The sequence below is a fragment of the Pseudomonas putida genome (assembly GCF_030159595.1).
Lineage (GTDB): Bacteria > Pseudomonadota > Gammaproteobacteria > Pseudomonadales > Pseudomonadaceae > Aquipseudomonas > Aquipseudomonas putida_AC.
This window is the reverse complement of sequence record NZ_BSKJ01000001.1, coordinates 187,753-213,602: the sequence shown is the minus strand read 5'-3', so window position 1 is coordinate 213,602 and position 25,850 is coordinate 187,753. Positions and strand designations below refer to the sequence as shown.

General features: G+C 62.1%; 19 protein-coding genes and 2 pseudogenes. 10 read left to right on the top strand and 11 right to left on the bottom strand.

What is annotated here, in order from left to right; genetic code table 11:
• Window positions 1–127: 127 nt before the first annotated feature.
• Window positions 128–349 (top strand): DUF3820 family protein, encoded by a 222-nt coding sequence (locus QQL85_RS01025; protein ID WP_284356227.1) that lies wholly within the window; start codon window positions 128–130, stop codon window positions 347–349.
• Window positions 350–470: 121 nt separating this feature from the next.
• On the opposite strand, the gene QQL85_RS01020 is transcribed toward QQL85_RS01025, so the two are convergent.
• From QQL85_RS01020 to ptsP, 3 genes are read right to left on the bottom strand one after another with little or no spacing between them, the layout of a single operon-like run.
• Entirely contained in the window at window positions 471–2,210 is a 1,740-nt protein-coding gene (locus tag QQL85_RS01020) for a PTS fructose-like transporter subunit IIB (protein WP_284356228.1), read from the bottom strand.
• Complete coding sequence (gene pfkB, locus QQL85_RS01015) at window positions 2,207–3,154, bottom strand: 1-phosphofructokinase (RefSeq protein ID WP_284356229.1); 948 nt, start codon at window positions 3,152–3,154, stop codon at window positions 2,207–2,209. Before pfkB ends, QQL85_RS01020 begins: the two co-directional genes overlap by 4 nt.
• Complete coding sequence (gene ptsP / locus QQL85_RS01010) at window positions 3,155–6,007, bottom strand: phosphoenolpyruvate--protein phosphotransferase (RefSeq protein WP_284356230.1); 2,853 nt, start codon at window positions 6,005–6,007, stop codon at window positions 3,155–3,157.
• 283 nt (window positions 6,008–6,290) lie between these two features.
• Between ptsP and cra the strand changes: the two genes are divergently transcribed.
• On the top strand, window positions 6,291–7,286 hold the full coding sequence (cra, locus tag QQL85_RS01005; protein WP_284356231.1) for a catabolite repressor/activator: 996 nt from the start codon (window positions 6,291–6,293) through the stop codon (window positions 7,284–7,286).
• 2 nt (window positions 7,287–7,288) lie between these two features.
• The gene (locus tag QQL85_RS01000; protein ID WP_284356232.1) at window positions 7,289–8,065 is read left to right on the top strand and encodes a TatD family hydrolase; all 777 of its coding nucleotides are present in this window, start codon (window positions 7,289–7,291) and stop codon (window positions 8,063–8,065) included.
• 20 nt (window positions 8,066–8,085) lie between these two features.
• Here the strand turns inward: QQL85_RS01000 and ampE are convergent, their stop codons facing one another.
• The 3 genes from ampE to QQL85_RS00985 all read right to left on the bottom strand — a co-directional run bounded on the left by ampE (window position 8,086) and on the right by QQL85_RS00985 (window position 11,730).
• Window positions 8,086–8,916, bottom strand: coding sequence for a regulatory signaling modulator protein AmpE (ampE, locus tag QQL85_RS00995; protein WP_284356233.1), 831 nt, complete (start codon window positions 8,914–8,916; stop codon window positions 8,086–8,088).
• Entirely contained in the window at window positions 8,913–9,485 is a 573-nt protein-coding gene (gene ampD / locus QQL85_RS00990) for a 1,6-anhydro-N-acetylmuramyl-L-alanine amidase AmpD (RefSeq protein WP_284356234.1), read from the bottom strand. Before ampD ends, ampE begins: the two co-directional genes overlap by 4 nt.
• 97 nt (window positions 9,486–9,582) lie before the next feature.
• Complete coding sequence (locus QQL85_RS00985) at window positions 9,583–11,730, bottom strand: DUF1631 domain-containing protein (RefSeq protein WP_284356235.1); 2,148 nt, start codon at window positions 11,728–11,730, stop codon at window positions 9,583–9,585.
• Between the two features lie 242 nt (window positions 11,731–11,972).
• Here QQL85_RS00985 and nadC point away from each other — a divergent pair, with 242 nt between their 5' ends.
• Entirely contained in the window at window positions 11,973–12,821 is an 849-nt protein-coding gene (gene nadC / locus QQL85_RS00980; RefSeq protein WP_027615751.1) for a carboxylating nicotinate-nucleotide diphosphorylase, read from the top strand.
• Between the two features lie 77 nt (window positions 12,822–12,898).
• Here nadC and trxB read toward each other — a convergent pair whose 3' ends face one another.
• Entirely contained in the window at window positions 12,899–13,861 is a 963-nt protein-coding gene (gene trxB, locus QQL85_RS00975) for a thioredoxin-disulfide reductase (protein ID WP_003247318.1), read from the bottom strand.
• Window positions 13,862–14,192: 331 nt separating this feature from the next.
• Between trxB and cysZ the strand changes: the two genes are divergently transcribed.
• The 3 genes from cysZ (at window position 14,193) to QQL85_RS00960 (ending at window position 19,351) form a co-directional block, all read left to right on the top strand.
• Entirely contained in the window at window positions 14,193–14,954 is a 762-nt protein-coding gene (cysZ, locus tag QQL85_RS00970; protein ID WP_284356236.1) for a sulfate transporter CysZ, read from the top strand.
• A 137-nt stretch (window positions 14,955–15,091) separates the two neighbouring features.
• Window positions 15,092–18,793, top strand: coding sequence for a calcium-binding protein (locus QQL85_RS00965; protein ID WP_284356237.1), 3,702 nt, complete (start codon window positions 15,092–15,094; stop codon window positions 18,791–18,793).
• Window positions 18,794–19,003: 210 nt separating this feature from the next.
• Window positions 19,004–19,351 carry a M10 family metallopeptidase C-terminal domain-containing protein gene (locus QQL85_RS00960; protein WP_284356238.1) on the top strand — a complete coding sequence of 116 codons (348 nt, stop codon included), beginning with the start codon at window positions 19,004–19,006 and terminating at the stop codon, window positions 19,349–19,351.
• A gap of 124 nt (window positions 19,352–19,475) precedes the next feature.
• Here the strand turns inward: QQL85_RS00960 and QQL85_RS26690 are convergent.
• Together QQL85_RS26690 and QQL85_RS26685 are read right to left on the bottom strand one after the other, a co-directional pair.
• Window positions 19,476–19,892 (bottom strand): annotated as a pseudogene (locus QQL85_RS26690) (methyl-accepting chemotaxis protein); the annotation flags it as partial.
• Window positions 19,893–20,063: 171 nt separating this feature from the next.
• A pseudogene (locus QQL85_RS26685) lies at window positions 20,064–20,663 on the bottom strand (PAS domain-containing protein); the annotation flags it as partial.
• Between the two features lie 307 nt (window positions 20,664–20,970).
• Here QQL85_RS26685 and QQL85_RS00950 point away from each other — a divergent pair.
• On the top strand, window positions 20,971–22,188 hold the full coding sequence (locus tag QQL85_RS00950; RefSeq protein ID WP_284356240.1) for a glycosyltransferase family 4 protein: 1,218 nt from the start codon (window positions 20,971–20,973) through the stop codon (window positions 22,186–22,188).
• Between the two features lie 124 nt (window positions 22,189–22,312).
• Here the strand turns inward: QQL85_RS00950 and QQL85_RS00945 are convergent, their stop codons facing one another.
• Window positions 22,313–22,795, bottom strand: coding sequence for a glutathione peroxidase (locus QQL85_RS00945; protein ID WP_025337716.1), 483 nt, complete (start codon window positions 22,793–22,795; stop codon window positions 22,313–22,315).
• Window positions 22,796–22,940: 145 nt separating this feature from the next.
• Window positions 22,941–23,426: an FKBP-type peptidyl-prolyl cis-trans isomerase gene (locus tag QQL85_RS00940; protein WP_016501463.1), complete on the bottom strand. Its 486-nt coding sequence runs from the start codon at window positions 23,424–23,426 to the stop codon at window positions 22,941–22,943.
• Here QQL85_RS00940 and QQL85_RS00935 point away from each other — a divergent pair.
• Window positions 23,425–23,727: a DUF3565 domain-containing protein gene (locus QQL85_RS00935; protein WP_284356241.1), complete on the top strand. Its 303-nt coding sequence runs from the start codon at window positions 23,425–23,427 to the stop codon at window positions 23,725–23,727. The two genes, QQL85_RS00940 and QQL85_RS00935, sit on opposite strands and share 2 nt — an antisense overlap.
• Window positions 23,728–23,758: 31 nt before the next feature.
• Window positions 23,759–25,846, top strand: a complete 2,088-nt coding sequence (gene pta / locus QQL85_RS00930) for a phosphate acetyltransferase (protein ID WP_284356242.1) — start codon at window positions 23,759–23,761, stop codon at window positions 25,844–25,846.
• The last annotated feature ends 4 nt before the right edge of the window (window positions 25,847–25,850 follow it).

The window sequence follows — 25,850 nt, the reverse complement described above, 5'->3', positions numbered from 1 at the left end:
CTATAAAAAACAGCAACTTACACTTTAACGATTAGCGACGTATGAGGGCGTTCTGCATGATCGCCGCTTGGGCGCTCGTGCAGATTGCAGTATGGTCGGCACTTTTCCACAGCCAGGTGCGCCGAAAATGAAGCCGGAAACCCTCGAACTGCTGGTGACCCGGACCCTGCCGTTTGGCAAGTACCAGGGGCGGATCATTGCCGACTTGCCGGGCGACTATCTGGCGTGGTTTGCGCGCAAGGGGTTTCCGGCGGGGGAGCTGGGTGGGTTGCTGGCGCTGATGCATGAGATCGACCACAACGGGCTGGGTGATCTGCTGGTGCCGTTGCGGCAGAAGCATCGGCGCTGACCTGTTAGGGCCCTATCGCCGGCAAGCCAGCGCCCACAGGATCGCGCTGGCTTCTGGAGATGCGCTGTACCTGTGGGAGCTGGCTTGCCGGCGATAGGGCCAGTGGAGCCTACCCAGATCTTTAACCTTTCACCGGCGCTACGGCCAACTCCACCCGCTCGCTCTTCTTGATCACCGCATACACCACCGCCGTCACCAGGCTACCCGCCACGATCGCCAACAAATACAGCAGGGCATGGTTGATCGCATTGGGGATCAGCAGCACGAACAAGCCGCCATGCGGCGCCATCAGCTTGCAACCGAAGTACATCGACAACGCCCCGGTCAGTGCACCACCGACGACACTGGCCGGGATCACCCGCAGCGGGTCCTTGGCTGCGAACGGGATCGCCCCTTCGGAAATGAAGCACAAGCCCAGCGCCAAGGCTGCCTTGCCGGCCTCGCGCTCGCTCTGGGCAAACTTGCGCCGGGCCAGGAAGGTGGCGATGCCCAGGCCGATCGGCGGCACCATGCCAGCGGCCATGGTGGCTGCCATCGGTGCGTAGCTCGACGACGCCAATAACCCTACCGAGAAGGCATAGGCAGCCTTGTTGATCGGCCCGCCAAGGTCGACGCACATCATGCCACCCAGCAACAGCCCCAACAGGATGGCATTGGTGGTGCCCATGCTGTCGAGGAAGTGCGTAAGCCCTTCGAGCATGGCCGCCACTGGCTGGCCGACCACATAAATCATCACAAGGCCGGTGAACAGGCTGGCCAACAGCGGAATGATCAGGATCGGCTTGAGTGCTTCCAGGCTGGTGGGCAAGCGCGCCCATCGGGCAATGGCCTTGGCGCTGTAACCGGCAAGGAAGCCGGCGACAATGCCACCGATGAAGCCCGCGCCCAAGGTACTGGCCAGCAAGCCACCGATCATGCCGGGGGCAAGCCCAGGGCGGTCGGCGATGGACCAGGCGATATAGCCTGCCAACAACGGCACCATCAGCTTGAACGCGGCTTCGCCGCCGATCTGCATCAACGCCGCAGGCAAGGTGCCTGGCTCTTTGTAGGCCTCGATGCCAAACACAAACGACAGGGCAATCAGCAGCCCGCCGGCCACCACCATGGGCAGCATGAACGACACACCGGTAAGCAGGTGCTTGTACACACCGGTCTTCTCGCCCTTTGTCGTGGTGGCGGCCGCTGTGGCATCGGCACCGTTTTCCACCTTGGCTTCGGCCAGGGCCTTGTCCAGCGTGGCATGGGCCTGCTTGAGGGCGATGCCGGTGCCACAACGGTAGATGCGCTTGCCGGCAAACCGCGCAGTGGGCACTTCGATGTCAGCGGCCAGCAGCACCACATCCGCCTCAACGATGGACTCGGCAGACAAGGGGTTGCGCGCACCGACCGAACCCTGGGTTTCGACCGTGAGCTGGTAGCCCATTTGTTGCGCAGCTTGCTGCAAGGCTTCTGCGGCCATGAATGTGTGCGCAACACCGGTCGGGCAAGCAGTGACCGCAACGATACGCGTGACAGAGCTGCCAACGGCGCCTGGGGTGCCTGATGCTGCCACCCACGGCTGTGCGTTGGCTGCTGCCTCATCAAGGAAACCTTCGCGGTCGGCCAGCGCCTGGGCGGGTGTGCTCTGGTACACGCGCTTGCCGACGAAGCGGGCCAGGTCCACTGCGCCAGTGCTGACTACCAGCACCCAGTCGGCCTCGGCGATCTGCTGCGCACTCAGTTGCCGTTCGGGGTGCCCGGCTTCCTGCACTTCGACACTGGTACTCCAGCCACGCCGCTGGGCAGCGGCGGACAACAAGCGTGCGCTCAGCACACTCGACACCTGGCCGTTAGGGCAGGCGGTGACAATGGCAATGTTCATCGGCAACCCTCTTGTTGCTCTGTCAGTTGCACGGCCGCTTCCAGACGCGCCAGTTGCTCGCGGTCACGGATGCCGAAACCAACCTGGGTGACGGCCTGGGCGGCAATCGCGGTGGCACGGGTCAACGTCTGCGCAGGCGGCTCGCCCTGCAACAGGCCATGGACCATGCCGGCTACCAGCGAATCCCCCGCCCCCACCGTGCTGGCGACCCGCACCTTGGGTGGGCTGGCGTGTACGGCCAGGTCGCGGGCGAACCAGCTGACGCCCTGCTCGCCCGCCGAAACCACGACGTGTTCGACACCGCTGGCCAGCAGACGCTCAGCGGCGGCACGTTGCTGCGCCAGGTTATCCACAGCCAGACCAAGCACTTCGCCCAACTCTTCGGTATTGGGCTTTACCAGCCAGGGCGCGCTTTGCAGGCCGACACGCAAGGCTTCGCCGCTGCTGTCCAGGGCCACCTTGAGACCTTGGGCCTTCAGTTGCTCAAGCAGTTGGCGGAACCACTCGGCGCTGATCCCACATGGCAAGCTACCCGCTACCACCACGGCGTCATGGCCCGGGGCGACCTGCTCCAGGCGGCGTAGCAACGCGCTACGCGCCGCCTCATCGACCTCCGGGCCCTGGCCGTTAATGTCGGTGACGCGGCCATCCGCTTCCACCAGCTTGATGTTGCTGCGGGTTTCGCCCGGCACGCGAACAAAGCAGTCAGCAAAGCCGCGCCACTGGATCAGTGCTTCGAACGGCTGCAGGTTATCCTGCCCAAGGAAGCCGCCGACGGTCACGCTGTGCCCCAGGTCGGCCAATACCTGGGCAACGTTGAGCCCCTTGCCCGCCGCATGGCTCTGTTGTGCCTGGCTGCGATTGACCTGCCCAGGGCGCAAGGTGTCCAGGCCGATGGTGATATCCAGCGCCGGGTTCAGGGTGAGGGTGAGGATCTTGGCCATTCAGTAACGCTCCACCAGCGCGCGAACTGCCGCAGCGCTGTCTTGTTGCAGGGCCTCGTGCGCCAGGGCGCGGGCCGTCTGGTGATCGGCCTGGCGAACCAGGGCCTTGACTTCGGCGATGCTGCGCGCAGACACGCTGAGCTCGTCAACGTCCAGCCCCAACAGCACAGGCACCGCCTGCGGGTCGGCCGCCAACTCGCCGCACACGCCCACCCATTTGCCGTGGGCATGGGCAGCGCGCACGGTCATGTCGATCAAGCTGAGCACCGCCGGGTGCAGGCCATCGGCCTGGGCCGAAAGGCTCGGGTGGCCACGGTCGATGGCCAAGGTGTACTGGGTCAGGTCGTTGGTACCGATGCTGAAGAAGTCCACTTCGCGCGCCAGTTGCGGCGCCAGCAAGGCCGCCGAGGGCACTTCGACCATGATGCCCAGTTGCAGGTCGGCCACCGGGGTCTCTGCACGCAGGCGCTCGACCATGGCCCGCGCCTCGCGCCACTCGTGCACCTGGCCAACCATCGGGAACATGATACGCAGCGGACGCTTGTCGGCAGCCCGCAGCAAGGCACGCAACTGGTCTTCCATGATCTGTGGGCGCTGCAGGGTCAAGCGTACGCCGCGCACACCCAGGAAGGGGTTTTCCTCGGAAGCGATCGGCCAGTACGGCAGCGGCTTGTCGCCGCCGACATCAAGGGTGCGCACCACCAACGGCCGCCCGTCCAGGCCATCGAGCACGCGGCGGTACTCGGCTTCCTGGGTGGGCACGTCCGGGGCCTGGGGGTGGGCCATGAAAATCAGTTCGGTGCGCAGCAGGCCCACGCCTTCAGCGCCCTGCTCCACCACCTTGGCGATGCCGTTGCTGTCACCGATGTTGGCGAACACTTCCACGGCATGGCCATCGCGGGTGACCGCGGGCTCGAAGCGGTTGGCCCAGGCGGCCTGCAACCTTTGCTCGCGCAGGTCGCGCTCGGCCAGCGCCCGTTGCAGCTCATCGGCTGGCGGCGCCACGCTGACCACACCGCGTTGGCCGTCGAGCAGCAGCGGCGTGCCACGCTCCAGCAACAGTATCGACGCACCTGCGCCGACCACCGCCGGGATGCCCAAAGCGCGGGCGACGATGGCACTGTGGGCGGTCGCGCCGCCCTGGGCGGTAACGATACCGGCAACCCGGCTTGGGTCCAGCCGCGCCACATCGGACGGGCCGACTTCGGTCATCACCAGCACATAAGGTTGCTCGGGCTCAACCTGAGCCTGCACGCCGCACAATTGCGCCAGCACGCGGCGGCCAATGTCACGCAGGTCGGCGGCGCGCTCGGCCAGCAAGGTATCGTGCAACGCCTCCTGCTGACGGGCTGCGGCTTCGATTACCGCCATCCAGGCTGCCGCAGCGCTTTCGCCTTGGGCAAGGCGCTGTTCGACATCGTCGGTCAGGGCCGGGTCGGCGAGCATTTCCTGGTGGGTGACGAAGATCTCGCCAATGGCCTTGTCGCTGCGCTTCACCAAAGCCTGCAGGTCGCTGTCCACCGCCGCTATGGCCTCACGCAGCTTTTGCCGCTCCAGAACACTGGATTCGCCACGCAGCGGATAATCGAACTCACGCTCGACACACACATGCGCCGGGCCGCTGGCAATGCCAGGGGCAGCGCCCACGCCCTGGATGCAACTACCGGCCACAGGGGCTTGCAGCACGTCGGTCGCAACACTGGCTACGCGGGCCGCACTTTGCGGCAGCGGCTTGACCTCTTCACCCAGGCCCTGTTCGATGGCAGCCAGCAACACCGGCAAGGCATCGGCGGCGATGCCCGGTTCGGCCACCAACTCCAGCGTCTGGCCACGGCGGGCGCCGAGGCTGAGCAGCTTGCTCAGGCTCTTCACCGACACCGCCGGCTGCGCACTGTCGACCAGCCGCACCCGGATCTCGCCCTCGAAGCCTTTGGCCAGTTGCGCCAGCACCTTGGCCGGGCGCGCATGCAAGCCATGCGGGTTGGCCAGCACGATGCGCGCGCTGGGCCAGTCCGGCAGCGCCTCGCCACCCAGTACTTCCAGCACCGCACGGCTGCTGGTGGCCTGGTAGAGCATCTGACCGCGCCCTTCGATCAGCACTTCGCACAGGCGCTCAAGCAAAGCCTGGTGGGCGGCGCCAAGGCTGGCCAGGCAGAACAGGCCGTTGAGCGGCTGGTCGCGATAACGCAGTGGCTGCTGCGGGGTGATGAAGGCCAGGCCCGGTTGGCGCACCTGGCGCTCGCTGTGCAGCCACCACAGGCCCTCACCCAATGGCAGCGGCTCAGCCTGTTGCAGCACGGCGGCAAAGCCGCTGTCGACACAGTCGGCGCGCTGCAGCAGGCGGGCACCACGCCAGGCCAGTTCGTCGAAATCTTCAGCCGGCACGTTCAGGCCGACCAGCTGCGCATCCAGCGCCAGCTCCTGAGGCGCACCTTGCAGCAGCTTGAGCAACGCTTCGGCAGAGCTGGCCCGGCGCAGTGCTTCGGCCAGGTCGGTCTCGCCCAAGGCGCGGGTCAGCAGTTGCAGCAGGCGCAGGTGTTCATCGGAGCGGGCGGCAATACCAATGGCCAGGTAGACCATTTGCCCGTCACCCCAGTCCACGCCTTCAGGAAACTGCAACAGGCGCACGCCGGTGGCGTGCACCAGGTCGCGGGTTTGCGGCGTGCCATGGGGGATGGCGATGCCCTGGCCAAGGAACGTTGAGCCTTGGGCCTCACGGGCTTGCAGCCCTTGCAGGTAACCCTCGGCGACCAAGCCATCAGCGACCAGCCGGTCCGCCAGCAGGCGCAACGCCTCGGCTTTGTCGGCGGCCGTCTGGCCCATGGCTATCTGCTCCTTGGCGAGCTCGAGCATGACCTTCTCCTTTTGCAGTTCCCGGTCGGGTACTGGAGTATTGTTGTGAAATTCACATGAAGGGCCAGTTCACAGCCTTGCACAGAGGGCAGCCGAGGCAGAAAATTCGGCGGCTGAAACGTTTAATCTGACCAGACGGCCACGTTACTCGATAATCTGCCCGGTAAAAAGCCCCATCCTGTCGGACAATTGCGACAATGGTCGTCTGCGCGTGAAGCCTGCGCTGGGTCAAACTACCCGGTCCGGCCTTACAGCCAGCCCCGGAAATAACAAGGAAAATTCGGTGAAACTCAGCGATATCGCCCGTCTGGCCGGTGTGTCCGTGACCACAGCCAGCTACGTCATCAACGGCAAGGCTGAACAGCAGCGCATCAGCAGCACCACTGTCGAGCGGGTGCGTGCGGTGGTCGAAGCCCACGGCTTCACCCCCAACCCGCAGGCCGCTGGCCTGCGCAGCCGGCACACCCGTACCCTGGGCTTCATTCTCCCGGATCTGGAGAACCCCAGCTACGCCCGCATTGCCAAGCAACTGGAGCAAGGCGCCCGCGCGCGTGGCTACCAGTTGCTGATCGCCAGCAGCGACGACCAGCCCGACAGCGAGCGCCAGTTGCAGCAACTGTTCCGCGCCCGTCGGTGTGACGCGCTGTTCGTCGCCAGCTGCCTGCCGCCGGAAGACGACAGCTACCGCGATTTGCAGGACAAAGGCCTGCCCGTGATCGCCATCGACCGCCGCCTGGACCCTGCGCACTTCTGTTCGGTGATCAGCGATGATCGCGATGCCAGCCGCCAACTGGCCGCCAGCCTGCTCAGCGCCACCCCACGCAGCATCGCCCTGATCGGCGCCCGCCCAGAACTGTCCGTCAGCCAGGCCCGTGCCGGCGGGTTCGACGAAGCCCTGCAAGGCTATGCAGGTGAAGTGCGCCGCTATCAGGGCGAAGCGTTCAGCCGCGAGTGCGGCCAGCGCTTGATGCAGCAATTGATCGACGACCTGGGTGGCCTGCCGGATGCACTGGTGACCACTTCGTATGTGCTGCTGCAAGGGGTGTTCGACACCCTGCAGGCGCGCCCTGCCGATTCGCGCCAGTTGCAGTTGGGCACCTTCGGCGATAACCAGTTGCTCGACTTTCTGCCGTTGCCGGTCAACGCCATGGCCCAGCAACATGGCCTGATTGCCGCTACCGCGCTGGAACTGGCCCTGGCCGCAATCGAGGAAAAACGCTACGAACCCGGCGTACATGCCGTCGGCCGCACCTTCAAGCAACGCATCACAGCGGCCTGAACATGCGCCTGATCGACACCCACACCCACCTGGACTTCCCCGACTTCGACGCCGACCGCCCGTGCCTGCTGGCCAACGCGGCGGCGCGTGGGGTGGAGCGGATGGTGGTGTTGGGGGTGTACCAGGCGAATTTTCAGCGGGTGTGGGACCTGGCTTGCGCCGATCAACGCCTGTTCGCGGCGCTTGGCCTGCACCCGGTCTACCTCGACCAGCACCGCCCGGAGCACCTCGTTCAGTTGCGCGAATGGCTGGAGCGCCTGCACGGCGACTCGCGGCTGTGTGCCGTGGGCGAATTTGGCCTGGACTACTACCTCGAAAACCTGGACAAAACGCGCCAGCAAGACCTGTTTGAAGCGCAACTGCAAATGGCCTGCGACTTCGAACTGCCTTCGCTGTTGCATGTGCGCCGTAGCCATGCGCAGGTGATTGCCACGCTCAAGCGCTACAAGCCGGCGCGGGCGGGGGTGATCCATGCGTTTGCCGGCAGTTATGAAGAGGCCCGCGAGTACATCAAGCTGGGCTTCAAGCTTGGGCTTGGCGGTGCCGCGACGTGGCCACAGGCACTGCGGCTACGCAAGACCTTGGCGCGGTTGCCGCTGGAGAGTGTGGTGCTGGAGACCGATGCACCAGACATGGCACCGGTGATGTACCCGGGGATGAGGAACAGCCCGGAGCATCTGCCGGAGATTGCCGGGGCGCTGGCCGAGGTAATGGGTGTTGATGTCGAGGCGCTGGCAGAGGCCAGTAGCCGCAATGCCTGCGAGTTGTTTGGCTGGTAACAACTGCCAGCAAATTCAGTTCAGACCAGCACCGTCCACAACGCAAACCCGGCATACCACAGCACCGCACAGCGCAGCAGCAGTTCCCACAAGCTGTCCAGCCGCCCCAACCCGCGCTGGCTGTCTTCTTCCTCGGGAATATCGTCGGCAATGCGCCCTACCCTGGCCACCAGGTGCGCAGCGCTGATGTGCCAGTTGAGCACCTCATGCAGCATCACCCGGGTGACCGCGAGGAAGTTGCCAACCAGGGCAAAACTCAATGCCAGCACCCGCACCGGCAACCAGTCCATGATATGCCGCAACTGCTCGGCCCGGGCCTTCAACGTCGGTTGCTTGCTGTGCTCGCCGCACAACGCCAGCAAGCGATAAGCCAGCGCCGCACCAGGCCCCAGCACGAAGTACCAGAAGATCACCGAAAAAAAGCCTTGGTACACCTGCCACAGCAGGTTGCCCTGCACCCTTACCAGCAAGCTGTGCGGCTCGTCGGCGGCCAGGCCCAGGTCACGCTCTGCAACATGCAGCGCCGCCTGGTCATCACCGCGCCGCCAGGCATCGCGGAACGCCCCAAGCGACGCCTTGGCATCGCCACGGCCCAAGCTGTAGACCAGCACCAGCAGGTGCACCGGCAAGGCCAACAGCCCATACGCCACCGGCTCCAGCACATGCAGCAGCAACACCAGCAGCATTACCGGTGCCAGCACCAGAATGGCCAGCGTCCACCACGGGTGCACCTTGCCGCTGCGCTCCAGCCGCACCAACTCGCCGAGGAAGAACCCATCACGCTGCACTTGGTGGCGCAGGGCCGAAAACTTCTCGACCCACAGCGCCAGCAGCAACACCAGAAAACTCATGCCTTTTCCTCGTTGTGCAACAACGCTTCGCGGTAGCGCGGCCAATCGAAGGATGGGCCGGGGTCGGTCTTGCGTTGCGGGGCAATGTCGCTGTGGCCCTGAATGCGGCCCAGGTCGATGGCCGGCCAAGCGCTACGAATGTGCCGGGTAAGCTGCTCCAGCACGCCGTACTGGGCATCGGTATAAGGCAGGTCGTCGGTGCCTTCCAGCTCGATGCCGATGGAAAAATCGTTGCAGCCTTCGCGCCCATCGAAGCGCGACACACCCGCGTGCCAGGCGCGCTCGAGCAACGACACGAACTGGGTCACCGCCCCGTCACGCTCGACAAACAGGTGCGCCGACACGGTCAACTGGCTGATGCTGGCAAAATAAGGATGTTCGTCGGGGTCCAGGCGGTTCTGGAAGAACTGCTGCACCTTGCCGGTTCCAAAACAGGCCGGCGGCAGGCTGATGTTGTGGATCACCAACAGGGAAATCGAATCGCCTTCGGGACGGGAATTGAAGTTCGGCGAGGGGCAGTGGGTGATTCCGATTCCGTGGAACCAGCCAGTGGCACGGTCCAATTGCATGGGGCAGTTCCTGAAAGCGCCGTGAACAGAACCACAGTATGCCCTGCCACCTACACCGTTTGCATGTGAATGATTGTAATGTTTCAGCCTACTGCATCTACGGTTGCCGCAACCCATCGAGCACCGCCTCCAGCGCCCGCTCGAACAACAATCCGTCATCCAGCATCCGTACGTCCCCTCGGTGCAGTGCCTGGGCCAGGCCGGCGCTGTTCCACTCACGCACTTTCATGCCAGTACGGTTGGCGAATACCAACCTGTCGCTGCGATCGATGTGCGCCACCAGTTTGCATCGCAGCAGTTCGTCGTCATCCATTACTTCAACCCAGCTACCAATGCGTAAGCGCTGCACTTGCCGCAACGTTGCCGCCTGCCCATCGACAAACTGCAGCGGTGCGCAGGCTGGCTCTTCGGCAATGGCCAGCACGATATCCTCGTCCACCAGCACCTCGGCAAAGGGCTTGTCACTACCCGCCGGTGGCGCGGTGCCCGCACAGGCAAGCAGGTGCAACTGCTCCAGTTGCAGGAAAAATTCACGCGTTGCTGCCGAATCCAGAGCCACGCTGGCCAAGCCATCGCGCAGCGCCTTGAGCAGGCCCGGCACCTGCTGCAAAAGTGCTTGCGGCTCATGCCCGATGGTAATGCTGGCCAGTAGCGCATCCACGGTTTGCAGGGCATCCCGCCAGCTCTGGGAGGCCTCACCTTGCTTAAGCCAGGCCAGCTGCAGCACCTGGCTCCAGGCCTGCACCAGCATCTGCACCACGACCAGTGGCAATACCCGCCCACGCAGGCGCTGGTTGAGCGCCCGCTGCACCTGCTGCCGGGCCTGCAAGGCACGCGCACGCCCCTCTTCGGCATCGCGGGTACGCTGCTCAAGCAGCTCGTTGCGCCGCCGTTCCTCCAGGTTGAATGCAAGGAACTCATCAAGGAGCTCGGCAAACAGGCCAGCATCTTCGGCAAAATCATTGAGCAGGCGCTGAACTATGCGTTCTACCCGCAGGTGAAGGCTGTCACGCTGGCCTTCGCTGCCGCACTCCCAGCCAATGGCCGCGCCCGCAATCTCGTTGATCAACCGGCGCCCCGGGTGGCTGGCCCGACTGAATAGCCCCTTGTCCAGCAGCGCTACCTTGAGCAAGGGAATATGCAGGCGCACAAGCAGTGCGCGCAGGCTGGCCGGCAGGTTGTCATCGTTCTGGATGAAGGCGAACAGCCAGCCGACCAGGTTGATCACGTCCTCATCGTCCACGGCGATGCGCCGGCGCATGCCGCTGCGCACACTGACCCGCAACAGCAGCTGCTCAAGCTGCTGGCCGAGCTCGAAGTCATCTGCCTCGTGAGGTGTGGGTACATAGTGCTGCAAGTGCGAAAGCAGGCGAATCAGGTCTGCAGTGCTGATCGGCTGGGCAGCAGCCACCGCCTGCAATCGCGGTGCGAACTGCCCACGCGCCGGGGCCAACAACGTTTGCAACGAGGCAAAATACGCCAGCCCAGCCGCATCTGCCCCAACGTCCTGGTCTTGGCTTACCGGCCCTCGTCGTGCCCGCAAACGCCGGTCTTCAGCGCGCCGGCGCGGTGCCGGTTGCAACTCCGGCAGTACGCCGGCTGCAGCCAACAACTGGTTGGCGTCGGCATAGAGGACATCTGCATCGCGCAGTACATAGCGCTCGAACAGCTTGAGCAGCACCAGCTTGACCCGCAAACCAACCCCCAGATTGCGCCCGGCGTCCAGGAAGTACCCGCACAATGCGGCAGGGCCCAACGGGTTGTGCTGTTCATGTATGGGGCGATCGAGCAGGGCCTGCAAACGCAGGCCCAGTTGCTGCAGGCCAATACCATCGCGTGACAGCACCCGTGCAACCATGCCTTCTATTGCCGCAGCTCGTTCCGGTTGTGCCTTGCTACGCAAGCTGCCCGGTTCGGCCAGATGCGCCAGCGGGTCTGCCTGGCCGATGCGGGCGTAAGTGTCATGGAAGGTATCGAGAAAGCCACGTTCGATGCTTTTGCGCTTGAGCCTCAGATCACGCATGGCTTCGAAGTACAGATGCTGGTCACAACGGTCGAAGGCCTTGTCGGCCATTTCGAAGAGTGTGTCATCGGCATTGTCGAACAAGTCCTGCAGGCCCTGGCGCAACTGCAGGGCAGCTTTGTCGCGGACCTGTAGCAACAACACGGGAAGGCAAGGCAGCGGCATACGCCCCCCTCGCTCGATGGCTGCCGCCAAGGGCACCACCTTGCCTTCTTTTTGCATCCTGGACTCCTTGCAGGGTGTCTTGCCCGAAGGGGCCGATGGTCGTCAAAGCTATGACGCCAAATACTGGGCGTTATTATCGGTAAAAAATCGCAGTGCTGCCAGCGCCGTTTCACCGACCGGTTAAAGACCCGGTTGGGCTTCGATTGCTCACGATGCCCGACCAACGGTCATCGCCAAGGCGGCTGTACACACCGGCCCCCTGCCCTATAATCGCGGGCATCTAGCTTGTGGAGCCGAACATGCCGAACCTACGCCTCGCCGACCTGACCGCTGAAATCGAAGCCAACGTGCGCCGTGCACTGTTGGAAGACATCGGCAGTGGCGATATCACTGCGCAGCTGATCCCGGCCGAGCGCCTCGCCAAAGCGACCATCATCACCCGCGAAGACTGCGTGATCGCCGGCACCGCCTGGGTAGACGCCGTTTTCCGTCAGCTCGACCCACGCGTGGCGGTGCACTGGCAGGTGGCGGACGGTGAGCGGGCGACTGCCAACCAGCCGCTATTCCACCTGGAAGGTCCGGCCCGTTCGCTGTTGAGCGGTGAGCGCAGTGCGCTGAACTTCCTGCAGATGCTGTCGGGGGTAGCCACCCGTGCGCGCTTCCTCGCCGACCTGGTGGAAGGCACCCAGGTGCGCCTGCTGGACACCCGCAAGACACTGCCGGGCCTGCGCCTGGCGCAAAAGTACGCGGTAACCTGCGGCGGCTGCGACAACCACCGCATCGGCCTGTACGACGCCTTCCTGATCAAGGAAAACCACATCGCGGCCAGCGGCGGCGTGGCCGAGGCCGTGGCCGCGGCACACCGCATTGCACCGGGCAAGCCGGTTGAGATCGAAGTGGAAAGCCTGGATGAACTGCGCGAGGCGCTGGCCGCTGGCGCGGACATCATCATGCTCGACGAGCTGAACCTGGACGAAATGCGCGAAGCAGTGCGCATTAACGCCGGTAAGGCCAAGCTGGAGGCCAGTGGCGGGGTCAACGAAACGACCCTGCGTGTGATTGCCGAAACCGGCGTGGACTACATCTCGATTGGTGCCATGACCAAGGATGTGAAGGCGGTTGACCTGTCGATGCGCTTGAGCCTGTAAGCTGCTTGCGGGCAATAAAAAAACCGGCCATCGAGCCGGTTTTTTGTTGCCGTTGCTGAGGGCCCGGCGTCTTTGGATCAGAACGAGGCGTTGGCCAGGCCGTCCAGGTAACGCTCCACGTCCAGGGCCGCCATGCAGCCAGCGCCGGCCGAGGTAATGGCCTGACGGTAAACGTGGTCAGCCACGTCACCCGCAGCGAACACACCTTCAACGTTGGTGGCGGTAGCGTTGCCTTCACGGCCGCCGTTGACCACCAGGTAGCCGTCCTTGAGGGTCAGCTGGCCTTCGAACAGCGAAGTGTTCGGGGTGTGGCCAATGGCGATGAATACGCCGTCGACCTTGATTTCGTCGCTGCTGCCGTCGTTGTTCTTCAGGCGCGCACCGGTCACGCCCATGTTGTCACCCAGCACTTCGTCCAGGGTGGCGTTGAGCTTGAGCTCGATCTTGCCTTCGGCCACACGGGCGTTGAGCTTGTCGACCAGGATCTTCTCGGCGCGGAAGGTCTCGCGACGGTGAACCAGGGTCACCTTGCTGGCGATGTTGGCCAGGTACAGCGCCTCTTCCACGGCAGTGTTGCCACCACCAACCACAGCGACCGGCTTGTTGCGGTAGAAGAAACCGTCGCAGGTGGCGCAGGCCGAAACACCCTTGCCCATGAAGGTTTCTTCCGACGGCAGGCCCAGGTAGCGGGCGCTTGCACCGGTGGCGATGATCAGTGCGTCGCAGGTGTACTTGCCGCTGTCACCCTGCAGGGTGAACGGCTTGTTGGCCAGGTCGACGGCATTGATGTGGTCGAAGACGATTTCGGTCTCGAAACGCTCGGCGTGTTCCTGCATGCGCTGCATCAGGGCCGGGCCGGTCAGGCCGTGGGGGTCGCCCGGCCAGTTGTCGACTTCGGTGGTAGTGGTCAGCTGGCCGCCGGCCTGCATGCCGGTGATCAGCAGCGGCTTGAGGTTGGCGCGGGCAGCGTAGACCGCAGCACTGTAACCGGCAGGGCCGGAACCGAGAATGATGACGCGCGAATGACGTACTTCAGACATGTCGAACTCCTGTCGAGCGGGCCGCACGGGCCGGCATCGGTGTACCGGCTGCGCCAGCTGGAAAATTAAAACGGACCCACGCAGCACTTGGGGAAGGCTACAACGCGCAGGCCCGAAAAGCGGAAAGTTGAGCGCACTGTAGCGAGGTCGCAAAGATTAAGGAAATATCCTTCGACAATCCACCTCATAGGCATCCTCTATGCTTCGATTTCATCGATAGTCGAAGCACCCGCGCTTTTGTTACAGCCCGTTTCCCGCTTACCTGTCGCCTTTCGTCGGCGCGGCAAAGTCGGTAAGGTCAGCGCGTTTTCCCTCTCTGCGGAGTATCCCGATGCAAGCCCCTGTCCTCTCCGGCCCCCAGTACCTGCGCGAAGGCCTGAAACTGGTGCTGAGCCCCAACCTGCGGTTGTTCGTGCTGCTGCCGTTGGCGGTCAACCTGCTGTTGTTCGGTGGCATGATCTACTTCGCCGGCCACCAGTTCGGCCTGTGGCTGGATGCCCTGATGCCAACGCTGCCGGACTGGCTGAGCTTCCTCAGCTACATTCTCTGGCCGCTGTTCGTGGCCTTGCTGGTGCTGATGGTGTTCTTCACCTTCACCCTGGTGGCCAACATCATTGCCGCGCCGTTCAACGGCTTCCTGGCAGAAAAGGTCGAGGTGGTGGTACGTGGCCAGGACAACTTCCCGGCGTTCAGCTGGGGTGAGCTGGTGGCCATGGTGCCGCGCACCTTCAGCCGTGAAATGCGCAAGCTGGGCTACTTCCTGCCACGCGCCATCGGCCTGTTCATTCTTTCGCTGATCCCGGTGGTCAACGTGGTGGCCGCGCCGCTGTGGCTGATGTTCGGGGTGTGGATGATGGCTATCCAGTACATCGACTACCCGGCGGACAACAACAAGATGAGCTGGCAGGACATGCTCGCCTGGCTGCGCAGCAAGCGCTGGCAGAGCCTGGGCTTTGGCGGGATTACCTACCTGGCGTTGATGATTCCGGGGGTGAACGTGGTGATGATGCCGGCGGCGGTGGCCGGGGCTACGTTGTTCTGGGTGCGCGAAAAAGGTGATGCGCCAGTGGCAAAGCACTCGATGCGAACTTGAATCCATCCCAACGATTGCTGAGACAAAGACGTATTGCGATTGGACGAGCGGCACAACCAGTTATCCTGGGGGCTCTAAGCGAAGCGGCCCCTTAACTAAAGTCAACTAACAATCCTACTAATCCATAGGTGTTAGTCATGGCTATTATCAATGGCAACGACGCTGCCAATACCTTAACTGGCACCACTTCAGCAGACACAATCAATGGATTAGGCGGTAACGATATCCTGCAAGGGAATGCAGGAAACGACATCCTGGATGGCGGCACTGGCAATGACCGGCTTTTCGGTGGCCGTGGCAACGATGTCTACCGCTATGGTCGCGGCTATGGCAACGATGTCATCGACAATTCGGGTGGTGCCGCCAGTGATGTTGACCTCATTCAACTAACCAATCTCACGTCCAGCCAGATACGCCTCACCCGTGTGGGGTTTGACCTGGTGCTCAGTGTATTGGCCACCGGCGAAACCCTCACTGTCAGCCAGTGCTTCCTGGATGCGGACCACGCCCTTGAAGGCATCGTGTTTGCCGACGGCACTCGCTGGGGCGTAAGCGAAGCGCTGGCGAACCTCTATTACGTGCCAGTCACACCTACCGCAGGTGCTGACATCATCAATGGCAACCCCACCGATGACACGCTTCTCGGGCTGGGTGGCAATGATCAGCTATATGGCAATTACGGCAACGACACCCTGGACGGTGGCTCCGGTAACGACCTGATGGTTGGTGGGCAAGGCAATGACACCTACATGGTCGATGCCGCTGGCGATGTGGTGGTGGAGGCAGCCGGTGGTGGCGATGATCTTGTACGCGCCAGCATCAGCTACACCCTAGGCAACAATGTAGAGCACCTGACACTGACCGGCAGCGCTAACCTTAATGGTACGGGCAACGGTCTGGATAACACATTGATTGGTAATACCGGCAATAACCGGCTCGATGGCGGTGCTGGCAACGATGTGCTGTTTGGCGGCGAAGGCAATGATGTTTTGATGGGTGGCGCTGGCAATGACCGACTCGATGGCGGCACCGGCAGCGATCAACTCGCGGGGCGACAAGGCAGCGATACCTATGTGTATGCACAGGGTTATGGCAACGATCTGATCGACAACAGCGGCGGTGCTGCAAGCGATGTCGATACGTTGCAACTGGTCGGTCTGAACAGCAACCAGGTCCGCTTCGCCCGCGTAGGCAACGACTTGCAAATGCGGGTACTGGCCACGGCTGAAACCCTGACAGTTTCGGGCTTTTACCTGCGCGCCGACAATGAGATCGACCGCGTCCGCTTTGACAACGGCATCACCTGGAACACCGCGACCTTGAAGGCCGCTGCTGCCCAGCCCAACGCCGCGCCAACCTCGACCAACGACAGCCAGACCACCCCGGAAGCTACTGCCCTCACCCTCGGTGTCGGTGACTTCGGTAGTTACACCGACCCGGAAAACAACCCGTTAGTCTCGGTGATGATTACCCGCTTGCCGAGCGCCGGTAGCCTTCTGTACCTGAGCGGTAGTAATTGGGTCGCCGTGGTGCAGAATCAGGTGATCAGCAAGGTTGACCTTGATGCCGGAAAACTGCAGTTCGTGCCGGCGGCGAATGCCAATGGTGCGGGGTACGCGAGTATCAGCTTCAAGGTTGGCGATGGTGTGGCGTACTCGGTCGCGGCCTACACACTTAATATCGATGTAACAGCTGTACCGGATGTGCCAACGGCAGTGGCAACGGTCACGGCACTCAGCAATGACAGTGGTGTGGCTGGAGATTTCATCACCAATGTCGAATTTCAAACGATCTCTGGCTCCTTTACTGGAAGTTTGAACGCAGGTGAACGGATTGAGGTGACTGCCAACGGGGGAGAAACCTGGGTATCGGCAGTGATTGACGCGTCGGGACACACCTGGAGTGCTCAAGGGGTGGAGCTGTCCATTGATTACACCGATTTCCTGGTGCGGACAATCAATGCAGGGGGTGAAGTCCAAGCGGGGCTAGGGCATAGCTATCAATACGATGACAACGCAGACCGTGATTTCAACCTGCGCTTGGTTCTACCAGATGTTCAGATTAACGGCGCGGAAAAGCATTCGGTTGCATACAGTATTGAAGGTCTGGACGCCGATGACACAGCGACTGTGGTGTTCCGCGATCTCATTGGACATGAGGCTGTGGGCATTGCAGGCGTTGCTGACCTTTCAGGATTGAATGATGGGCCAATAGGCGTGTTATTGACGGCCACCGATTTGGCCGGAAATATAGCGCAGCGAGGCGTAATAATAGGCGGTGGAGGGGCTCAGACAACGATCAATTTCGATAACGTCGCCGAAGGTACGGCACTGGCCAATCAATACAACGGTGTCACGTTTGGCACTGGGATCGTTATCAGTAGCCAACCCAGTTTTCCCGCGCAGTCTGGCACGCATCTGGCCTTTACGGACACAGGTTTTATTGATGTCAACTTTTCCAGCAGCCTGGGCTTGGTGGCTCGAGTTAGTATGTACGTATCCACCATGGTGGGGGTAACAGCGTATGCCTACAGCGGCAGTAACGTTATCGTGGCCAGCGCTACGGTTCCTGCGGGCAGCATAAACGCTCAATTGCAACTGACGTCATTCGCTACGCCTATCAGCAAGATCTATATCGACGGTGGTGCTGATCTCCTTGCCATTGATACTTTGACTTATGCAATTACGCCAGCGCCTGCTCTCGTTATAGACAGTTCAGCCGACCGCGATCAACCTTTGGCGGTCGCCTTGAGTGACAGTATCGTTGGAGCTGCCCATAAAACCGCAGTCCCTTACACGATCACCGGACTTGATAGTGACGCAGTGGCAACCATCACTTTCAGTGACGGTACTCACTCAGTCCTCGGTAGCAACGGCATTGCCGATCTATCTGGGCTAAATGACGGACCAATATCGGTAACAGTTTCCGCCACCGATTCATTTGGCAACACGGCAACGGGTATCGGCACACAGCTGCAACTCGACACGACCAATCCTACGGCGGTGGCCAGCGTTAACCTGCTAAGTGACGACACTGGCCTGGCTGGGGACTTCATTACGAACGCCCATCACCAGGCAGTCACCGGTACGTTTACAGACCTCCTGAACGATGGCGAAATCATTCAGGTGACTGCGGATGGCGGCAATACTTGGATCAACGCCACTGTGTTACCGGATCCCCATACATGGACGACCTTGATCGATCTCGTCGACGGAGAGCATGCGCTTGATGTGCGTGTCATCGACTCGGCAGGCAATATTCGTGCGGGGGTTGGGCATACCTATAACCTGGATACTAATGCAGACCTCGGGCAGCCTGCGCTGATTACATTCTTGGACCAATACATCCCCGGAGAGTCAAAAGGTGCCGTTTCATATTCACTATCGGGTCTAGATGCAGATGCGACAGCCATCGTAACGTTCCGCGACAATGCAGGGCACGTAGCCTTGGGGCAAAATGGTGTTGTGGATCTCAGGGGGTTTCAGGCTGGCCAGGTGGGGGTAACGCTTTCAATCGAGGATGTAGCAGGTAACACGCTAAGTCGTGGACTCAGCGGAGGAGGAACAACCACAACTCTTAACTTTGATACCCTTGGTGATGAGGTACCTATTACCAACCAATATCAGAGTCAAAGCGTTGTCGCAAATGGTGCTAATGGAGTTAACGCAATCTTTTTAGGGTTCCTATCACATTCAGGCACGCAAGTGGCCTACAGCCCTGGCGGGCTAATGAGCTTTAGTTTGTCCATCCCCGATGTCAGAACAGTATCAGCTTATCTGACAGGCCCCGTTGATGTCGGAATATTCGCTTACGACGCAAGCAACAATCTCGTTGGCTAGGCATTGTTGCCAGCGAATGCACCCGCTAATACGTTGCTTTCGGTTACCTCTCATGGTCTAGCGATAGCGAAAGTCGAGGTACATGATGGTGGAGCGTCATTTGCCATCGATGATGTATCTTTCACCACAAGCACTGGACTTTTCGTAGGGGCAGACCCAGCATCGAATGCCAAAAACTCTATTAACGGAGACAGTAACGACAACATTCTCGTGAGCACTTCGGCCACCGACCTGTTCACTGGCGGCGCAGGTAACGACACCTTCCAGTTCGCCCAACTCCCCGGTTCAACACCTGATCAGATCACCGACTTCACCCCAGGCAGCGATCTGATTGCCCTGAATAGCGCAGTATTTGACCTACATGGCAAAACCTTGGCGGACGCATTCGCAAGCGGCAATGCACAAACCGAGGCAGAGGGAGCACACCTGACATTCAACCAAGAGGATCACACCCTCTACTACGACTCAGACGGTGCGGCCAATAACAACTCTGTAGCAGTGGTTACGCTGGCAGGCGTGAACAGCTTGGCGGCTGGGGACTTGGCGATGATAGCTTGATGACGAGAAAGGGGATGTTGTCTGGCAGTCGCTGGCGGGGGCTAGGTTGTTCTGGGCGCGGGAGTGCAACCCCAAAAGGGCTGGGTCTCCCATAGGGGCCGCGATGCGGCCCTGTCAAAACACGTCACTGCCCCAACCGGCTGGAAAACTGCCCCACCACATCCACCACCCGTTTCGCCCCGTCCTGGATCTCGACAATCACGCTACCCGTCTCGTCAGCCAGTGCCAGCCCCTGCTCGGCCTGGCGCTTGCTGGTGTCGATGATCGCCACCGCCGCCTGCGCCAGCTGCTCGTTCTGCTTCACCACCCGGGCGATCTCCTCGGTGGCGGTACTGGTGCGCGAAGCCAGTTGACGCACTTCGTCGGCAACCACGGCAAAACCCCGCCCCTGCTCGCCGGCACGGGCCGCCTCGATAGCGGCGTTGAGCGCCAGCAGGTTGGTCTGCCCGGCAATGTCGCTGATGGTCTTGATGATGGAGCCGATTACCCGCGACTGGGTATCCAGCGCCTGAATGCCCTCGGCCGCCTCCTGCATCGACGCTTCCAGACCGCGCATCACGCTGACGGTCTGGGTAACCACATCGGTGGCCTTCTGGGCGCTGACATCGGTACCCAGCGAGGTGTTGTAGGCAACATCTGCTGCCTCCGCCACCGCCTGTTCCTGATTGACCTGATCGGTAATCACGGTGGCGAACTTGACCACTTTGTACAGCACGTCATGGGCGTCGAAAATCGGGTTATACGAGGCCTCCAGCCAGATCACCCGGCCATGGGCATCGATGCGCTTGAAGCGTTCGGCAACATATTCACCACGGCGCAGTTTTTCCCAGAACGCCTGGTAGCCGGCCGAGTTGGCCTCCTCCGGCTCGCAGAACATGCGGTGGTGCTTGCCGCGAATCTGCTCCAGGCGGTAGCCAACGGAGGCCAGGAAACGGTCATTGGCAGTGAGGATGGTGCCGTCGAGGTCGAACTCGATAACAGCGGTGGACCGCATCAACGCCTTGATCAGGCTTTCATGCTCGCGCGAGGTCTCGATGGTGCGCGTGAGGTCGCTGGAATGCAGGGTGAAATACTTGATGCGCCCCTCGCTGCTCTTGACCGGCTGCAGGATCGAGCGCAACCAGGCTTCCTGACCATTGCCGCGCAACAGGCGGAACGCGCCGTTCAAGTGCTCGCCACGGGTGATCGCGCTTTTCATGCGCTGGTAGAAATCCAGCGACTTCACATGCGCGGGGACGATGTCCTCGATGTTGCGTCCAAGCAATTGTTCGGCACGGTAGAGCATTTCGCTCTCGAAGTTGCCGTTGACCATCTCGATCCGTCCCTGGGGGTCGAGTTGAAGTACCAGCATCTCGTTGTCGAGGCTACTCTTGACCTGTTCGATGGACATCAGGTCTTCGCGCAGCTGCCGGATTTCTTGCTTGAGCTTGTTGTTGAACATCACCGCTCTCCTGGAGCGCATCACATAGTCGAATGCATCTGCATCGGCTGCCGCCTGCACCTTCTTGAGTGTCGCGCCAGGAAATATTCAAAAAGCCGGAAGCGTCGGCGGTCAGGCGTCATCTGTATGTCACATGGTGGTCACATTGGCGCAACCCAGCAGGCGGAAACTTTTTGTCATGAATACACCCGCCCTACGCATTACCTTGGTCAGCGAAACCTTCCCACCCGAAATTAACGGCGTGGCCAACACCCTTGGCCGCCTCAGCGAAGGGCTACGTCAACGTGGCCATGAGGTTGAAGTGGTACGCCCGCGCCAGGCCAATGAAACGCCGGCGCACAACGACCCAAACCTGATGTTGTGCCGTGGCTGGGCCCTGCCCGGCTACCCGGGCTTGCAGTGGGGCGAGGTGTCGATGCACAAACTGATGCGCCGCTGGCGCCGGCAGCGCCCGGATGTGCTGTACATCGCCACCGAAGGGCCGCTGGGGCTCAGCGCCCTGCGCGCAGCCAGGCGCCTGGGGCTGGCGGTGGTCAGTGGCTTTCACACCAACTTCCCGCAGTATTCCGGCCAATATGGCCTGGGTTTGCTGGCGCGCCTGCTCACCCACTATCTGCGCTGGTTCCATCGGCGTACAGCGATCACCCTGGTGCCCAGCCTCAGCCAGCGTCTGGAACTTGAACGCCGTGGTTTCGAGCGCCTGGACCTGCTGGCCCGAGGTGTCGATGCCTGCCTGTTCAACCCGGCCCGGCGCAGCCAGGCGTTGCGTGAAAGCTGGGGGCTAGGCCCGGACGATATCGCCGTGCTGCATGTCGGGCGGCTGGCGGTGGAAAAGAACCTCGGGCTACTGCGCCCGTGCCTTGAGGCATTGCAGAAGACTTATCCACAGAAACGCCTGCGCCTGATCCTGGTGGGTGACGGCCCGCAGCGTTCAGCACTCCAACAGCAGGTGCCGGATGCGGTGTTCTGTGGCGCACAGCGAGGTGAGGTGCTGGCCGAGCACTATGCCAGCGGTGACCTGTTTCTGTTCCCGAGCCTGACCGAAACCTTTGGCAATGTAGTGCTCGAAGCCATGGCTTCGGGGTTGGCTGTGGTCGCTTACGACGAGGCCGCCGCAGCGCAGCATATTCGCCATGGTCACAGCGGTGCGCTGGCCATGCCGGGGGATCAGGCGGCGTTTGTCGATTCGGCTTGCTGGCTGCTGGAAGAAGAGGAAACATTGCGCCGGGTGCGCCTGAATGCGCGACAGCATGCCAGCCGCCAGGGCTGGCCGGCGATTGTCGAGCAGTTTGAGGAGTATCTGTACAACGCCTGCAGGCAAAGTGACCCAACACCGGAAAAGAACAAAATCACCGCATTGGCAATCAAGCCTGGCTCAACAGCATCTCGCGGTTGATCGGAGAACCTGTGGGAGCGGGTTCACCCGCGAACACCGGCATAGCCGGTGCCATCCACCGCGGTGGACCCTTCGCGGGTAAACCCGCTCCCACAGGGTACGGGATGCACTTGCCAAATCTGTTTCAGGCCAACGCCTTCTCGATTGCCTGCACAACCGCCGGATCATCCGGCGCTGTACGCGGTGAAAAGCGCGCCAGCACCCGCCCATCCTTGCCCACCAGAAACTTCTCGAAATTCCAGGTGATGTCGCCCGGAAACTCGGCTCCTTCGCCCGCCAGCAGGCGGTACAGCGAATGGCGCTGCGGCCCGTTGACCTCCAGCTTGCCCCCCAGCGGGAAGCTCACCCCATAGTTGAGGCTGCAAAACTCCTGAATTTCCTTTTCGCTGCCTGGCTCCTGCCCGGCAAACTGGTTGCACGGCAGGCCAAGCACGTTGAAGCCCTTGTCCTTGTAAACCTGGTAGAGGTTTTCCAGGGCCTTATATTGCGGCGTGAGCCCACACTTGGAAGCGACGTTGACCACCAGCACCACTTGGCCCTTGAACGGGGCCAGGGGCAGCTCCCCTCCGTTCAGCGCGTCCAGTTTCAGGTCGTGAAATGCACTCATGATGACATCCCCTCTCAGGTTCCCGGTTGCCGCGCAGGCGAATTTCGCCCACTAAAAAGGCGCTCGTCCAAACCGTCCACCTCCCGAAGGAAGGCAAATCGGCTTGTCCGAGCGCCTGGCGACTTTCTGAGCTTAGCGCAGAAAATCAGTGGTGATGACCACCTTCACCGTGGATGTGACGGTGAGCGATTTCTTCTTCGCTGGCGTCACGCACGTCGACGACCTTGACCTGGAAGGTCAGGCGCTGGCCAGCCAGCGGGTGGTTGCCGTCAACGGTGACGTCGTCGCCGTCGAGGTCGCGGATGGTGACGATCTGCATCTGGCCGTCCGGTGCCGAAGCGTGGAACTGCATGCCCACTTCCAGCTCGTCGACGCCTTCGAACAGGCTGCGGTTCAGGGTGCTGACCAGCTCGGCCAGGTATTCGCCGTAGGCGTCTTCCGGCTCGATGGAAACGTTCAGCTCGTCACCGGCTTGTTTGCCTTCCAGGGCTTTTTCCAGGCCCGGGATGATGTTGCCGGCACCGTGCAGGTAAACCAGCGGCGCGCCACCGGCGGAGCTGTCGATGGTCTCCCCGGCGTCGTTGGTCAGGGTATAGTCGATGGAGACAGCCTTGTTGGCGGCGATCAGCATGGGGCAAGACCTTTTGCAAAAGAATGTAGAGCGCACAAGTGTAACCAAGCCATCGTCCGAATGCGAACGCACTGCGGACGAGCAACGGCCCATCAGTCGGATCACCGGCTTCCACCAGGACGAAGAAGGCCACTGGGTGGCCGAACTGTCCTGCGGCCATACCCAACACCTGCGCCACCAACCGCCGTGGCAGGCACGCCCCTGGGTGCTCGACCCGGCACAGCGTGCGCAGCACATTGGCCAGCCTTTCGCGTGCGGTTGGTGCGCACAGGGGGCCGATAGCGCTACCCTTGGCCGTTAATTTCTTGCACCGCTTATTTCGAGAAGCACGCATGCAGACATTTTTCATTGCGCCGACCGACTTCGGTGTCGGCCTGACCTCCATCAGCCTGGGCCTGGTGCGCACCCTGGAGCGCGCCGGCCTGAAGGTCGGCTTCTTCAAGCCGATCGCCCAGCCCCACCCGGGTGACACCGGCCCCGAGCGCTCCACCGAACTGGTGGCCCGCACCCATGGCATCAAGCCCCCGGTGCCCCTGAGCCTGGCTCAGGTCGAGCGTATGCTCGGTGACGGCCAACTGGACGAGTTGCTCGAAGAAATCATCCGCCTCTACCAGCAAGCCTGCATCGGCAATGACGTGGTGGTGGTCGAGGGCATGGTACCCACCCGCCATGCCAGCTATGCGGCGCGGGTCAACTTACACCTGGCCAAGAGCCTGGATGCCGAGGTGATTCTGGTGTCGGCCCCGGAAAACGAAGTGCTCAGCGAGTTGTCCGGCCGGGTCGAACTGCAGGCCCAGCTGTTTGGTGGCCCGCGCGACCCGAAAGTACTCGGCGTCATCCTCAACAAGGTACGCACCGACGAAAGCATGGCAGACTTCGCCACCCGCCTGCGCGAGCACTCCCCCCTGCTGCGCGGCAACGATTTCCGCCTGCTCGGCTGCATCCCCTACCAGCCTGAATTGAATGCCCCGCGCACCCGCGACGTGGCTGAGCTGCTCGGCGCCCAGGTGCTCAACGCTGGCGACTACGAACAACGGCGCATGAGCAAGATCATCATTTGCGCGCGCACTGTGGCCAACACGGTGCCGCTACTGACTTCGGGCACCCTGGTGGTCACCCCAGGCGATCGCGACGACATCATCCTCGCCGTCAGCCTGGCGGCGATCAATGGCGTACCGCTCGCCGGGCTGCTGCTGACCAGTGACAGCAAGCCTGACGCGCGCATCCTTGGGCTATGCCGCGGCGCACTGCAGGCTGGCCTGCCAATCCTGTCGGTCAGCACCGGTTCGTACGACACCGCCAACCAGCTCAATTCGCTGAACCGCGAAATTCCGGTCGACGACCGCGAGCGCGCCGGGTTCATCACCGACTTCGTCGCCAGCCACCTCGACGCGGCCTGGCTGCACCAACGCTGCGGCACCCCGCGTGAGATGCGCCTGTCGCCAGCGGTGTTCCGTTACCAGCTGATCCAGCGGGCGCAGCAGGCCAACAAACGCATCGTCCTGCCGGAGGGCGCCGAGCCGCTGTTGGTGCAGGCTGCGGCCATCTGCCAGGCCCGTGGCATTGCCCGCTGCGTGCTGCTGGCCAAGCCCGAGGATGTCGATGCCGTGGCCCGGGCCCAAGGCATCACCTTGCCGCCAGGCCTGGAAATCCTCGACCCCGAGCTGATTCGCGGGCGTTATGTAGAGCCGATGGTCGAGCTGCGCAAGAGCAAGAACCTCAACGCGCCGATGGCCGAGCAACAACTGGAAGACCCGGTGGTGATCGGCACCATGATGCTGGCCCTGGACGAAGTGGACGGCCTGGTCTCGGGCCTGGTGCACTCCACTGCCAACACCATCCGCCCTGCCCTGCAATTGATCAAGACCGCGCCGGGTTCAAGCCTGGTGTCGTCGGTGTTCTTCATGTTGTTCCCCGAGCAGGTGCTGGTGTACGGCGACTGCGTGATGAACCCTCACCCGAGCGCTAACGAACTGGCCGAGATCGCCCGGCAGAGCGCTGAATCGGCACAAGCCTTCGGCATCGCGCCACGCGTGGCGATGATCAGTTATTCGAGCGACTCGGCTAGCGATGAGGAAGTGGAGAAGGTGCGCGAAGCCACACGCCTGGCACAAGGCGCAGCGCAGGCGTTGCTGATCGATGGGCCATTGCAGTACGACGCGGCGGCCAACCCGGCGATTGCACGGGACCTGGCGCCGGGTAGCCAGGTGGCCGGCCGTGCCACGGTATTCGTGTTCCCCGACCTGAACACCGGCAACACCACGCACAAGGCGGTGCAACGCAGTGCTGACGGGGTGAGCCTAGGGCCGATGCTTCAAGGGCTGCGCAAGCCGGTGAACGACCTGCCGCGTGGGGCTCAGGTTGACGATATCGTGCATACCATTGCCCTGACGGCGATTCAGGCCAGCGTGGTGCGCTAGAGGC